At 46.6% G+C, this 14,347-nt stretch carries 15 protein-coding genes; all 15 read left to right on the top strand.

What is annotated here, in order from left to right:
- The first annotated feature begins 1 nt into the window (after position 1).
- The 15 genes from CVD19_RS07375 (at position 2) to CVD19_RS07305 (ending at position 14,071) form a co-directional block, all read left to right on the top strand.
- A complete protein-coding gene (locus tag CVD19_RS07375; RefSeq protein ID WP_101581211.1) occupies positions 2–1,768 on the top strand; it encodes a vWA domain-containing protein in 1,767 nt (588 codons plus the stop codon).
- Complete coding sequence (locus CVD19_RS07370; RefSeq protein ID WP_101581210.1) at positions 1,752–4,547, top strand: VWA domain-containing protein; 2,796 nt, start codon at positions 1,752–1,754, stop codon at positions 4,545–4,547. Before CVD19_RS07375 ends, CVD19_RS07370 begins: the two co-directional genes overlap by 17 nt.
- A gap of 167 nt (positions 4,548–4,714) precedes the next feature.
- Positions 4,715–5,044: a putative DNA-binding protein gene (locus tag CVD19_RS07365; RefSeq protein ID WP_101581209.1), complete on the top strand. Its 330-nt coding sequence runs from the start codon at positions 4,715–4,717 to the stop codon at positions 5,042–5,044.
- Positions 5,045–5,056: 12 nt separating this feature from the next.
- Positions 5,057–6,418 (top strand): signal recognition particle protein, encoded by a 1,362-nt coding sequence (ffh, locus tag CVD19_RS07360; protein WP_101581208.1) that lies wholly within the window; start codon positions 5,057–5,059, stop codon positions 6,416–6,418.
- 98 nt (positions 6,419–6,516) lie between these two features.
- Complete coding sequence (rpsP, locus tag CVD19_RS07355; RefSeq protein WP_101581207.1) at positions 6,517–6,789, top strand: 30S ribosomal protein S16; 273 nt, start codon at positions 6,517–6,519, stop codon at positions 6,787–6,789.
- 11 nt (positions 6,790–6,800) lie between these two features.
- Complete coding sequence (locus CVD19_RS07350) at positions 6,801–7,031, top strand: KH domain-containing protein (protein WP_101581206.1); 231 nt, start codon at positions 6,801–6,803, stop codon at positions 7,029–7,031.
- A gap of 206 nt (positions 7,032–7,237) precedes the next feature.
- Positions 7,238–7,630, top strand: coding sequence for a YlqD family protein (locus tag CVD19_RS07345; protein ID WP_101581205.1), 393 nt, complete (start codon positions 7,238–7,240; stop codon positions 7,628–7,630).
- Positions 7,631–7,636: 6 nt separating this feature from the next.
- Entirely contained in the window at positions 7,637–8,155 is a 519-nt protein-coding gene (gene rimM / locus CVD19_RS07340) for a ribosome maturation factor RimM (RefSeq protein ID WP_101581204.1), read from the top strand.
- Entirely contained in the window at positions 8,152–8,895 is a 744-nt protein-coding gene (trmD, locus tag CVD19_RS07335) for a tRNA (guanosine(37)-N1)-methyltransferase TrmD (protein ID WP_101581203.1), read from the top strand. The genes rimM and trmD overlap by 4 nt, the downstream gene beginning before the upstream one ends.
- A gap of 132 nt (positions 8,896–9,027) precedes the next feature.
- The gene (gene rplS / locus CVD19_RS07330) at positions 9,028–9,372 is read left to right on the top strand and encodes a 50S ribosomal protein L19 (protein ID WP_101581202.1); all 345 of its coding nucleotides are present in this window, start codon (positions 9,028–9,030) and stop codon (positions 9,370–9,372) included.
- Between the two features lie 180 nt (positions 9,373–9,552).
- A complete protein-coding gene (lepB, locus tag CVD19_RS07325) occupies positions 9,553–10,104 on the top strand; it encodes a signal peptidase I (protein WP_101581201.1) in 552 nt (183 codons plus the stop codon).
- 28 nt (positions 10,105–10,132) lie between these two features.
- On the top strand, positions 10,133–11,017 hold the full coding sequence (gene ylqF / locus CVD19_RS07320) for a ribosome biogenesis GTPase YlqF (protein WP_101581200.1): 885 nt from the start codon (positions 10,133–10,135) through the stop codon (positions 11,015–11,017).
- A 75-nt stretch (positions 11,018–11,092) separates the two neighbouring features.
- A complete protein-coding gene (locus CVD19_RS07315) occupies positions 11,093–11,872 on the top strand; it encodes a ribonuclease HII (protein ID WP_101581199.1) in 780 nt (259 codons plus the stop codon).
- A gap of 4 nt (positions 11,873–11,876) precedes the next feature.
- Positions 11,877–13,781, top strand: a complete 1,905-nt coding sequence (locus CVD19_RS07310) for a hypothetical protein (RefSeq protein WP_101581198.1) — start codon at positions 11,877–11,879, stop codon at positions 13,779–13,781.
- Complete coding sequence (locus CVD19_RS07305) at positions 13,778–14,071, top strand: EscU/YscU/HrcU family type III secretion system export apparatus switch protein (RefSeq protein WP_101581197.1); 294 nt, start codon at positions 13,778–13,780, stop codon at positions 14,069–14,071. Before CVD19_RS07310 ends, CVD19_RS07305 begins: the two co-directional genes overlap by 4 nt.
- Positions 14,072–14,347: the final 276 nt, after the last annotated feature.

Genomic DNA, 14,347 nt, shown 5'->3' with positions numbered 1-14,347 from the left:
AATGCAATTAACGAATCCATTATATTTTTTATTAAGCTTGTTTATCGCTCTCGTCATTTTATTCTATTTTTTTCGCAAGCAGTACGAGGAGAGGCATGTTTCATCCAACATGTTCTGGAAAGAAGTGCTGAACGAGTGGCAGGCTTCGCCGTGGCTGAAAAAGCTCCAGCAAAACCTGATATTCTGGCTGCAAATTTCGGCGCTTCTGCTGCTGATGTTCGCTCTTGTCCGCCCATTTTGGTTTGAGGATGGGTTAACGGGCGATCATATCGTCTTTATCATCGACCCTTCCGCTACCATGTCAGCGGCAGCAGGAAAGGCGAGCAGATTCGAACAGGCAAAGGAAGAAATGTCGAGGCTGGCTGGTAAGCTGCAGGGCCAGGAGGTCACGATCATCGAAGCCGGCCAAAAACCAATTGTTCTATTAAACCATGAAACCGATAAAAGCAGAGTCAGTAAAGCGATAGACAGCCTTAAGCTGACATATGAACATGAGAATATAGAGAAAGCCGTGAATTTGGCGGAGTCGTTTTCCTCTGATGGTTCCACCTCAATCCACATTTTTTCGGATGGAGTAGCAGATGATCACCTGAAAAACCTTGGAGAGGACCGGTATGTGGAAGTACATAATTTTGGAGGGACCCTTGCAAACCTGTCGATCACTTCCTTTGGTGTAGCTGCTGGTGAAGGTAAAATTTCGGGAGTGGCCGTAATTGAAAATCAATCCGATAAGGCGGAAAAAGCATTGTTTTCTGTCAGGGGGGCTGAAGGGAAACTTTTCGAACAGGATGTGGAAATCAGCCACAAGGAACCGTTCATCATGACGATACCGGAGCTGCCTGGATCACCATTTTATGAAGCATCAATCAAAGTGAATGATGGTTATACTGTGGACAATAAGGTCACCGCCATCTACACAGACACCAATCCGAAGGTTTACGCCCTTGGGGAACAAAATCCGTTCATGATAAAGGGCTTTGAAACGATAGGAGTGGATTTGATCCAAACAGATTCAAAGGGCAGGATTGATGATAACGGGATTTTAATTGTCGAGGCTGCGTCCCTGGCTGGACTTCCGGACAAGCCTCTTATTGTTGTTAACAGCGGTCAGGAAAAGCAAAGCCTTAAAGAGGCACCGAAGGGCATTGAGGATCCGTTGCTGGAATATGTCCATCCAGGTAGCATATACTTCGCCGCAGCCAGCAACGAAATGGAGGGCGGCCTGCAAACGGTGTTAAAGAGCGGTGACATGCCCCTTATCCAAAAAGGCATCAGAAACGGAAAGCCACTGATTGTCCTTAATTTTTCGCTCGCTGACACGGACTGGCCTCTTCAGCCAGGGTTCCCCATTTTTTTGTATAACAGCTATCAATGGCTCAGCTCGCAAACAGGATTTTTAGGTTACTTTACGCCTGGTGAGAAAAAGTGGCTGAATGTCGGCTCCGATTCACCGGAGTGGGAGATTTACAATGATGGGGACGAAAATATAGACTCGATAGACTTAAAGAATGAGAGTTTTACAGCTCCGTTTCACCCAGGAACATACCAGGCTGTAGCGGATGAAACGATTTCTTATTTTTCGGTGTTGCTGGATGAGCGGGAAAAAACGACCGTAACAGCGCCGTCGTTCATACTGAACAAGCAACAGGTGAAAAACAATGGTGAAAACAAAACCCCGAACGATTCCCTCTGGTTTTTGTTTGCGGGCATTGCACTTATCCTGATTGCTGCCGAATGGGAGGTGTTCCGCCGTGGGTTTAGAGGTTAAATACCCTTATCTGCTTGTATTGACAATCCCGGCTGGGCTCCTTATCTTCTTATTTTGCCACTGGGCCGCACGCAGCGGGAGGATGAACCTGGAAAAAGGAATCATGGCGGGATTAAGGGCGTCCGTGTTCCTGCTGCTTATTTGTGCATTGACTGTTCCGCAAATATTGCTGCCTGTAAAAGGTGAAGCAGTGATTTTCCTCGTTGACCAGTCTGCAAGTGTAAAAGGAACTGAAGAAAAAGTACTTAATTGGATTGAAGAAAGTATCGATGGCAAGGGAAAGGCTGATCCCTATGCAATTGTTGCATTCGGGAAAAACGCTGTCACGGAGCAGGCACTAGGGAAAACAAATAAACATGTCATCGAGTTTAACGGAAAGACGGATGGCGGGGAGACAGATTTGGAATCAGCCCTGCAATTTGCATCTTCGCTCATCCCGTCTCATTCAAGCGGCAGAATTGTGCTGTTCACGGATGGAAACGAAACAATCGGTTCCGGCGCTGAGGCTGCGCAAATTTTGAAAAATCAGCGAATTGAGCTTGATACTGTACAAATGGAGATTCCACCGATCCATGAGGATATGGCCGTTTCAGATCTTTCCGTGCCCCCTGCTTTATATCAAGGAGAAAAAGCTCCGATTGCTGTCACGATTGACAGTTCTACAGAGAAGGATGCCGTGGTGAGGATATCAGTCAATGACAAGGAAATCCTCGCTGAAGAAGTAGCTGTTAAAGAGGGTACGAATGTCTACAATTTTTATCATGAAGCAGAAGAAACAGGCCTGCAAGTGTATAAAGGGGAGCTAGTTGCCGAAAATGACCGGTTTATCGAGAATAATGCGCTCCAGTCTGTGTCAACTGTGAAAGGAACTCCGAGGATTCTCGTAGTGCAGGGAAATGAAGCAGGAGAAATTGCCCCGCTCGTTCAGGAGTCAGGACTGCTGGTTGACACTCTTCCGCCAGAAAAGCTGCCTACAACCATGGCGGGGTTCCTGGCCTACCAATCGATCATTTTCAACAACGTTCCGGCTACGGTTATTGGCGAAAACCAAATGAATTTAATCGAAAAAGCCGTGAAGGAATTCGGCACCGGCTTTGTCATGGCTGGGGGCGAAGAGAGCTTTGGTTTGGGGGGTTATTTTAAGACTCCGATTGAAAAATTGCTGCCGGTCGATATGGACATCAAAGGGAAAAAGGAATTGCCGTCACTCGGCCTTGTCATCGTGATGGACCGTTCGGGAAGCATGGGCGGCAGCAAGATTTCCCTTGCAAAGGAAGCTGCAGCAAGATCGGTTGAATTACTGCGGAATAAGGATACACTCGGCTTTATCGCATTTGACGACCGCCCATGGGAAATTGTCAAAACCGCGCCATTAAAGGACAAAGAAAAAGTGATGGAGAAAATCAGGTCTGTCATGCCGGGCGGCGGGACAGAAATATATACTTCGCTTGAAATGGCCTACAAGGAACTCGAGGATCTAGAGCTGCAGCGCAAGCATATCATTTTACTGACTGACGGGCAATCCAACAACCCCGGATATGATGAACTGCTTGAAGAAGGGAAGGAAAAAAACATTACTTTATCTTCAGTGGCGATCGGGACGGATGCGGACCGGGGATTGCTCGAATACCTTGCCGAGGAAGGCGGGGGAAGATTTTATGATGTGACCGACTCCTCTGTCATCCCAAGCATCCTCGCGAGGGAAACGGTAATGGCGACGAGGACATATATTGAAGATCAGCCGTTTTACCCGTCCATCCAGCCTTTTCCTGAATGGAGCCCATTGTTTAAAGATGGTGTGCCGAAAATGAACGCGTATATTGCTTCTACAGCCAAGCCGCGTGCCAACGTCCCGATATTAAGCGAGAAGAAGGACCCGGTGTTGGCAGAGTGGCAATATGGAATGGGGTACACAGTGGCGTTTACCTCGGATTTTTCCGGGAAATGGTCCGGGGACTGGGCGGCATGGCCGAAATGGCCCCAGTTTATCAACCAAATCACGACAAAGACACTCCCGAAATACGATAGCGAACCTTATGAAATCTCGGTCAACCGCAGTGGCGGCAACACGGTTGTGCACCTTGAATCAGCTGCAAAAAGCAGCCTGCCGGTTGAAGTGTCGCTTGTGTCCGAGAAAGGTGAAGCGGTCGATGCAAATACAAAGCTCACTGCTCCCGGGAAATATGAGGTTGTGATGCCAAGTGAGACAGGAATGTATTTCATCCGTATCAAGCAGACGGATAAAAACGGCAATACCCATATGTACCAGACAGGTTTTACCGTCCCGTATGCTGACGAATATTTGTTAAAAGGCACGAATAAAGAATTATTAAAGGAATTGACTGAAATAGGCGGCGGAAAAGTGCTGACAAATGAAAAAGATGCTTTCAGGCCGCTAAAAACAGAGGCACATACGAAACAATCGATCAGCGAATGGCTGCTGCTGGCCGCGTTTTTGCTGTTTTTTACTGAAATAGCCCTGAGGCGGTTTGGGATGAAGAGGCTCGGGCTGGTTTTTGCGAATCACAAACGGCAGCACAGCCTGCCGGCAACAAAGAATGAGAATAAAATTGAACGGTTGAAAGCCGCGAAATCAAGTCCGCACCAGCCGGTCAAAAACAAGGAAGACCAAGCGGCTGAAACGGGCACTGATAATGCTCCTGCCCCCACAAAAAGGCAAAGGCCAAAGCCGGCAAAAGACGCAAGACCATTGACTGCCGCCGAAAGGGAAGAACGGATGCAGCGGCTTCTTGATGCAAAAAGTAGGAAAAATAAGTGATAACAGCCGAGTCCCCAAACCGGGCTCGGCTTATGTTCGATTCCCTGCAGTCCCTGGTCCAATGAGCTGGAATCCGTTATTGTAAAGGCATTCCTCTTGACATGTCGGGCTCAACCGTGTAAACTGTCTTTGTAAAGGCTTTTCACTTAACAAGGGGTGTTTTAATAATGCTTGAAAAAACAACAAGGATGAATTACCTTTATGATTTTTATCAGGCATTGCTGACTCCTAAACAGAGAAGCTATATGTCTCTTTACTACCTCGACGATTATTCCCTCGGAGAGATTGCCGAAGAATATGATGTTAGTCGGCAGGCGGTATACGACAATATCAAAAGAACGGAAGCAATGCTCGAAGAATATGAGGAAAAACTGCTTCTGCTCCAAAAATTCCAGGAACGCAGCAAAATAATTGCGAGAATGAAAGAACTGCTTAATGAAGATTCATCAAATCAGGCCCTGGATGACATGCTTTCGGAGCTTGGTAACCTAGATTAGGAGGCGGCATGGATGGCATTTGAAGGATTGGCCGGCCGACTGCAAAATACGATGCAAAAAATCCGCGGAAAAGGCAAAGTTTCCGAAGCGGATGTAAAAGAAATGATGCGCGAAGTCCGAATTGCATTACTGGAAGCGGACGTTAACTTTAAAGTTGTAAAAGATTTTGTAAAAAAAGTCAGTGAACGGTCTGTCGGGCAGGAAGTAATGAAAAGCCTGACTCCAGGCCAGCAGGTCATCAAGATTGTAAAAGAAGAATTGACCGAACTGATGGGTGGGGAGCAAAGCAAGATCACCGCTGCAAACCGTCCGCCGACTGTGATCATGATGGTCGGGCTGCAGGGTGCCGGGAAAACGACGACAACCGGCAAGCTAGCAAATCTCCTTCGCAAAAAATATAATCGCAAGCCTCTTCTGGTGGCTGCAGATATATACCGCCCTGCGGCGATAAAACAGCTTGAGACGCTTGGGAAACAACTGAGCATGCCTGTTTTTTCACTGGGTGACCAGGTCAGCCCGGTGGAAATTGCCAGACAGGCGATTGCCAAGGCGAAGGAAGAGCATCATGATTACGTGCTCATCGACACAGCCGGACGGCTTCATGTCGATGAAAAGCTCATGGATGAGCTGAAGGAGATTAAGGAACTTTCAAAACCAGATGAGATTTTCCTGGTTGTTGATGCGATGACCGGGCAGGATGCAGTGAATGTTGCCCAGAGCTTCAATGAACAGATGGGCTTAACTGGGGTAGTACTGACCAAGCTTGACGGCGACACCCGCGGCGGTGCTGCGCTTTCCATCCGTGCTGTCACCAATACACCGATCAAGTTTGTCGGTCTCGGTGAAAAGCTGGATGCATTGGAGGCTTTCCATCCTGAACGGATGGCGTCCCGGATTCTTGGCATGGGCGACGTGTTGACGCTCATTGAAAAAGCCCAGGAGAATGTCGATGCCGAAAAAGCAAAAGAGCTTGAGAAAAAAATGCGGACTGCGTCGTTCACGCTGGACGATTTTCTGGACCAGCTCGGCCAGGTGCGGAATATGGGACCGTTGGACGAGCTATTGAAAATGATGCCTGGGGCGAACAAGATCAAAGGACTGAACAACCTCCAGATCGACGAGAAGCAAATTGCGCATGTTGAGGCGATCATCCAATCGATGACAAAGGATGAAAAAATACATCCTGAAACGATCAATGCAAGCAGAAGGAAACGGATTGCCAAAGGCAGCGGGACAAGTGTGCCTGAGGTAAACCGCTTGCTGAAGCAGTTTGAAGAAATGAAGAAAATGATGAAACAAATGGCCGGCATGAACCCAAGAGGGCCAAAAGGCAAGAAAAAAGGCGGCTTCAAACTGCCGTTCAATCCTTTTTAATAAAAAATTAAGTCTGTAAAGAAAAAAACCTTTACAACCAATAACCAATTTGATATTATTTTATCTTGTGTGAAACTATTCGGAGGTGCTTATTTAAAATGGCAGTAAAAATTCGTTTAAAGCGTATGGGAGCTAAAAAAACTCCTTTCTATCGTATTGTAGTGGCAGATTCCCGTTCTCCTCGTGACGGACGTTTCATCGAAACAGTTGGAACTTACAACCCGGTTGCCGAGCCAGCTGTAGTCGACATCAATGAAGAGCTTGCTCTTAAATGGCTGCAAAATGGCGCAAAGCCATCTGACACTGTACGCAACCTATTCTCAAACCAAGGCATCATGGAAAAATTCCACAACGTTAAAAACGGCAAGTAATAGTGGACGCCATGAAGGAATTAATTCAGACGATCGTAAAGCCCCTGGTTGATTTTCCAGAAGATGTTCATGTGAACGTAAACGAAGAGGATCACCGCATGACCTACCAGCTTTCTGTCAACAAAACTGATATGGGCAAGGTGATCGGGAAGCAGGGGCGCGTTGCTAAGGCGATAAGGACTGTAGTCTATGCAGCAGGATCATCACAACAAAAGAAGCTATTCCTTGAAATTGTAGAATAAATAAAAGCTTAATGTATGCCTAAATCCATTTGCCCCAGGCTTTCCAGATAGAATGCAGGGGCAAATGGGCTGCGGCAGTTAAGCTTGCGGTAAAGAAATGACGGAGGGGAAACCCTCCTTTTTTTCTATTTTAAGCCCCTAAAACGACTACCATGGACACACATCGAGCAAGTTAAAAAAGATGCAAATGTTTGGGAGGAACGGTTGTGAGGGTACTGCAAACTGTTGTAGTAAAACAAGTGCTTACCGAATCGAGCAAGACTGAGATCCTTAATAAATTTCAATCAAGACAGCTGCAGCTGAAAAAAGAGACGGAGCAGCTGAAATTCGAGCTAAAAAAGCTTGAAAAATCGAAAATGTATCAGCCAGAGAATATACGAAAAAAATTCGAAAATGAAATACTCGAGCACCATGAAAAAATAAAGCTGCTTGATTTTCAAATACAGCAATTACATATTCTGCCTATTGGCAGTGAAATTAAAGACACTGAGGTGCAAGCGATCGTTGAACTTCAGGAGGGTGACCGCTGGGATTCATTTCTGGCGGGCAAAACAATTATCGTTAAAGACGGCATCGTCGCAGAAATTCGCGAGAGGTGAGAATACATGGAAAAATGGTTTAATGTCGGTAAAATAGTGAATACGCATGGCATAAGAGGGGAAGTCCGGGTGATTTCCCGGACGGACTTTGCAGATGAACGCTATCAGCCAGGCAACACATTGTATTTATTCATGCCAGGTTCAGATGAACCATTGGAGCTGACCGTAAATAGCCACCGCACCCATAAATCATTTAACCTGTTGACGTTTGAAGGATATGACAACGTCAATCAAGTGGAAAAAATGAAGGGCGGTATTCTGAAAATTACAGAGAGCCAGCAAGGTGAGCTTGAAGAGGACGAGTTTTATTTCCACCAGATCATTGGCTGCTTCGTTAAGACAATCGACGGAACCGAAGTCGGCAAGGTTACTGAAATTTTGACCCCGGGTGCCAATGATGTATGGGTAGTAAAAAATGAAGCAGGGAAAGAAATTTTAATTCCCTACATTGAAGATGTAGTCAAGAAAGTCGACGTAAACGAGAAAGTAATCGTGATAGACCCAATGGAAGGGCTCTTGCCATGATGAAAATCGATGTATTATCCATTTTTCCTGAGATGTTTGCCGGGGTATTCGGCCACTCGATCTTAAATAAAGCCGCGGAGAAAAAAGCGGTTGAATACAACCTCGTCAATTTCCGCGAATATGCGGACAACAAACATAAAACGGTCGACGATTATCCGTACGGAGGCGGGGCCGGGATGGTGCTGAAGCCGCAGCCGATATTTGATGCGGTTGCAGATCTCCAGGAGAAAGCGGCAGGCAAATCACCGAGGATCATCCTGCTTTGCCCCCAGGGAGAGCGCTATACGCAGCAAAAAGCAGAGGAACTTGCACGGGAGGATCACCTAATTTTCATTTGCGGCCACTACGAAGGCTATGATGAGCGAATCAGGAAATACTTGATTACCGACGAAATTTCAATTGGCGATTACGTTTTGACAGGCGGGGAGCTTGGGGCGATGGTTGTAATTGACAGTGTCGTCCGCCTGCTGCCTGGCGTCCTCGGCAGCGAGGAGTCGCATATCCAGGATTCATTCAGTACGGGACTTCTGGAGCACCCTCATTATACAAGGCCCGCCGATTTCCGGGGGATGACGGTTCCGGACGTCCTTTTGTCGGGCAATCACCGGTTAATCGAGGAGTGGAGGATGAAAGAAACTTTGAGGAGGACGTTCGTCCGGCGCCCTGATTTACTGGAGGATGCCGAGCTTACTGATGAACAGCAAAAGTGGCTTCGGGAAATCGCAAAACAGCATGAATAGTGTTGCAGTGAGGCCTGAATTATGGTATGATACTTTTTGTGACTTAGGACTGTTTAGTCTGATGTCGTTGATAACGATGTTCCGCTGCATATGTTATTTTTGCAAGAGCATTTGTGGGAGGAGTTGAAAACGATGCAAAGTTTAATCCAAGAAATTACAAAAGAACAACTTCGTTCTGATCTTCCAGCGTTCCGTCCCGGTGATACTGTACGTGTACACGTTAAAGTTATCGAGGGAACCCGTGAGCGTGTTCAGATTTATGAAGGTGTTGTAATTAAGCGTCGTGGTGGTGGAATCAGCGAAACTTTTACAGTACGTAAAGTTTCTTATGGTGTAGGCGTTGAGCGTACATTCCCTGTTCACACACCAAAAATTGCGAAGCTTGAAGTAATCCGCCGCGGTAAAGTCCGCCGTGCGAAACTTTACTACCTGCGTAACCTACGCGGTAAAAAAGCTCGTATTAAAGAAATCCGTTAATAGTAGAAGTGAGAGGAGCTTGTCTGACAAGCTCCTTTTTCATAATGATTTTTTAGAAATCTTCCTGTTTATGAATTTATTATTAAAAAATGGCACCCATCGTGTTTATCATGGCCAACTTATGTAAAATAAAGCTATGTACTGATACGTATTATTTGACTTGAGAATGGTGGGGAAAGAATGGCGGAGAAGAAAAACGAGTTATGGGAATGGACCAAAGCGCTGGCTATAGCTGTATTATTGGCGGCTGTAATCAGATACTTTTTGTTTGCCCCAATAGTTGTCGATGGTTTATCGATGATGCCGACATTGAAGGACCAGGACAGAATGATTGTAAACAAGCTGAGCTATAAAATTGGTGAACCCAACAGGTTTGATATCATTGTATTTCATGCTCCAGAAAATAAGGATTACATAAAACGAGTCATCGGACTTCCGGGGGACTCAATTGAATATAAAAACGATACGCTTTATGTAAACGGAAAAGCATATGAGGAACCATACTTGGAAGAATATAAAAAACAGGTGATTGACGGCCCTCTGACAGATCCCTTCACGCTTGAAGAGAAAATCGGGAGGGACACTGTTCCGCAAGGGCAGTTATTTGTTATGGGAGACAACCGCCGCTTCAGCAAGGACAGCAGGCACATCGGCACGATACAGATAGATGAGGTATTGGGCAGAACCAGTTATGTGTACTGGCCGATCCAGGAAGTCCGCAAGGTCGATTAGTGTTGCCCCGAAAAGGAGTTGTACAGCTTTGACAATCCAATGGTTTCCGGGCCATATGGCAAAGGCCCGCAGGGAGGTCACGGAAAAACTTAAGTTAGTTGATATTATTTTTGAACTCGTTGATGCCAGGATTCCTTATTCATCCAGGAATCCGATGATTGACGAGATCATCCATCAAAAACCGCGGATGGTCCTCCTGAATAAGGCCGATATGGCTGATAAAGCAGTAACTGATGAATGGATCCGGTTTTTTCGCGAGCAAGGCATTGTTGCAATCGCGATAAACTCCCAGGCCGGAATCGGGATGAAGCATATTGTCAGCGAGGCTAAAACAGTGCTGAAAGAAAAGTTTGACCGGATGCGGGCAAAGGGCATTAAACCAAGGGCGATCCGCGCCATGATTGTGGGGATTCCCAATGCAGGGAAATCCACACTGATCAACCGGCTTGCAGGGAAAAATATAGCGAAAACAGGCAATACACCCGGAGTGACTAAAGCCCAGCAATGGATCAAGGTAGGAAAAGAACTTGAGCTTCTCGATACCCCCGGGATACTGTGGCCAAAATTCGAAGACCAGGAAGTCGGCTATAAACTCGCAGTGACGGGCGCCATCAAAGATACCATCCTTAATCTCCAGGATGTTGCTGTGTACGCCCTCCGTTTTTTGGAGCACCGCTATCCTGAAAGATTAAAAGAACGGTACAGGCTTGAAGAGATTCCGCAAGAAATTGTCGCGTTGTTTGATAAAATCGGTGAAACGAGAGGCGCCAAGATGGCAGGCGGCGATGTCGATTATGACAAAGTTGCCGAATTGGTCATCAGGGAATTAAGGGCTGAAAAGCTTGGACCGTTGTCGCTGGAACGTCCGGAAGACCTGGACAAAACAGAAGAAACCGAAATAGATGGAGAGTGAAGGCCCTTTTCCAGGGCCTTTATTTTTTGGTGTATATGCCGATACATAGTATAAGAACTATTCAGGAGTTTTAATATGAAGAAACTGACGATCGAAGAAATAGAACAAAAGCTTTTTTCCAATCCTGATGCAGGCCAAAAATTCATAAAAAGGTTGAAAAAAGATGACCGCAAAGGCGTAAAGCTGCTGGTCGAAAAATGGCTCAAAAAGCAGGAACAGGAAAAAAAGCTTTACGATAAATTTGCCAGGATGAATGAGTTTGAAAAACGGTTAAGGGCAGAAGGCTTTCAATTGATTGCCGGGGTAGATGAAGTAGGGCGCGGCCCGATCGCCGGACCGGTCGTTGCAGCAGCTGTTATCCTGCCGGATGGTTTCTTCCTGCCAGGAATAGACGATTCAAAAAAACTTTCGGAAGCAAAAAGGGATGAATTCTTTTCATTGATTAAAGAGCAAGCCCTGGCCAGTGGCATCGGGATGGTTTCTCCAGCAGAAATCGATGAGATCAACATTTACGAAGCAACTAAGAAAGCAATGCTTGAAGCTGTCGCTGCATTGGCCATCCAGCCTGATTTTTTACTGGTTGATGCTGTAAAATTGGTGACTCCATATGCAACAGAAGCCCTGATCAAGGGGGATGAACGGAGCGTATCCATAGCTGCTGCATCAATCATCGCAAAGGTAACCAGGGACAGAATGCTCAAAGAAATCTGCCCTCAATACCCTGAATACGGCTTTTCGAGGAATATGGGGTATGCAACCGCCGAGCATCTGGCTGCCATTAAACAGTTCGGTGCCACTCCTTATCATCGGAAAACTTTTGCCCCTGTAAAGGATTCAATAAAAATAGGCGGGTGATATCGTGGGAACATCCGGTGCCATCGAGGCTTTATTAAAACAAACCCAGAGTTTACCTATCAAGACTTCTGCATTCCGCCCCGGACAAATGGTTAACGGAAAAGTGACCAGGCTTTATCCGGACCAGATGGCTGAAGTCCAGATCGGGTCACAAAAAGTGTTTGCACAGCTGGAAACACCTTTGTCAGCGAACGAAAGGTACTGGTTCCAGGTCCAGCCGGGAAATGGAAAGATCCATTTGAAAGTCATTTCAGCCATTTCCATGGATCCCCGAGGTGAACCATTTGCGGGACTCCTTACTGAGCTCGGTTTGGCCGCATCAAAAGAAAATGTCGATTTAATACGTTTCTTTACAAAAGAACAGCTGCCGATTACAAAAGAAACGCTTGAAATGGTTTCTGACTGGCTGAAAACCGCAGGCCCGGCGGATAAGGCATTGGAAGCTGTCAAAATGATGGTTCGCGGCGGGCTTCCAATGACAAACCAGGTATTTTCCGCTATTTTGTCAGCAGTAAAGAATGAACCACTGACCATGCTCATGGAAAACCTCATGGCTGCACTTGAATCAGACGGGATTAATAGAGACCCGATAGTACGCTTGCTAAGGGACATGGTGCCAGCAGTGAAATCTGATGCAGGAATGGCTCTTACAGAGGTAGTGGCAAAAGAATGGCTGAAGGACAATGGACACGATTCCCGGATTGCTTTCAGCCTTCTAAAGACTTCTGGAATTGTTGACAAAAACATGAGTGAAGCTAGGTTTACTGCGCTGCTATTGGATCAATTGCTTGTCAGTAAAGACTTTTCTCCCGAGACGCGTCATGTCCGCTCGATTTTAATGCACCTGAAGGATGGGGATATCCCGTCAGCCCTTAAACAAGTGGCATTGCTGGACACCCGGGCATTGCCTGGGCTGCAAATTACAGAGGAGTCTCTTCAAGCCGCTGCTGCAATAATGCAGGGAAAGGCAGCTGAAGATGGACTTGTTGTGAAAACCATCCCTGTAACGGATGCAGCCGCAAAATTTTTAAAATCGTTATTGAATCTGGCCGTCGCCGACCGGCCGGTCCCGAATACATCAGTTTCATTACTGGCCGGCTCGGGGCCAGCGGCGTCTGAACTCGATGCACGTATGCAGGCGCTGGGGGATCTTGCTGCAAAAGTGGCAGACGCACCATCTAAAGCTGCGTCACCACTTTCTGAGGATGAGCGGAATCTCCTCCGCCAGATCGGCTTGCAGGCCGAAGTGCAATTGGCAAAGCCGGAGGGCCCGTTGTTGACACCAGCGAGCATGAAAGAGTTTATTGCCAGGCTGGGATTGTCCTATGAGCACAGTCTCGTTGACGGCTTCAAAAATGATCTTCAGCTGCCCGAGCTGGCCGCAGACAGCCTTAAGCCACAGCTGCTGCGCCTGCTTGGTGAACAGCTATCGCCGGCGGTAAGGGACGCAGCGGAACAGCTGTTGAATAAGCTCACCGGGTTTCAGCTTCTGTCCCAGGAAGCTGGCCCGATCCAGCAGCTTATTGTACAAATTCCATTACCACTGCGTGACAGGGTCGGCGAACTGACCATCCAATGGAGCGGCCAAAAAAAGAAGGATGGAAAAATTGACCCTGATTATTGCCGGGTATTGTTTTATCTCGACCTGGAGCATTTAAAACAGACGATTGTGGATATGCAGATCCAAAACAGGGTGATGAACATTCATATTGTGAGCGGGGAAGACAACCTGAAGGCAATCGCCGGAGCGCATATGCGAGAGTTGAAAACAAGCCTTGCCAGCCTTAACTATGTTCTCTCATCGGTCACTTTCGGGAGACAGCAAGATCCGAAGTCCCCTTCCACAACAAAGAAAATGAACGGATTTTACAACACAGGAAATTACAGCGGGGTGGATATCAGGATATGAATAAAAGAGATGGCGAAAGGCGGAAAGAAGCCGTAGCGCTTGGTTATGACCCATCCACTTCAGGGCAGGACGCCCCAAGGATGCTGGCCAAAGGTAAGGGCATTGTTGCAGACAATATTATTGAAAAAGCATTGGCCAATGACGTGCCAATCCAGGAGGATCCTTCCCTCGTTGAAGTGTTGAGCCAGCTGGACATTAATGAGCGCATTCCTGAGGAGCTGTATGGCGCCGTTGCCGAGGTGTTTGCCTTTATCTACCGGGCAGACCGTGCAGCGGGGAAACAGAAGTGATTCGAGCAAATAAAGCTATAAACAACAAAAAAAATCATAATTGTTGGGTATATTACGCATAATTCCATGACGGAGAGAGAAACTGCCCTAAATAATGGTATAAAGGACAGAAAATGTCCTAAAGGAAAGCAAAAACAGTCCTTCATAAAGATATGAAGGACAAAACCGCCGAAGGGACAGGAAAATCTGTCCTTCACAATGGTTAATCTAAGCAGATGGACGAAGTTTTCCAAAATAGAATAGTATTTTTTTTAAACCAGCCGGGGAAATCCTAAT

The organism is Bacillus sp. T33-2 (assembly GCF_002860205.1).
GTDB lineage: Bacteria > Bacillota > Bacilli > Bacillales > Cytobacillaceae > T33-2.
The sequence above is the reverse complement of the archived record's forward strand: the minus strand, read 5'-3'. Positions and strand labels throughout refer to the sequence as shown.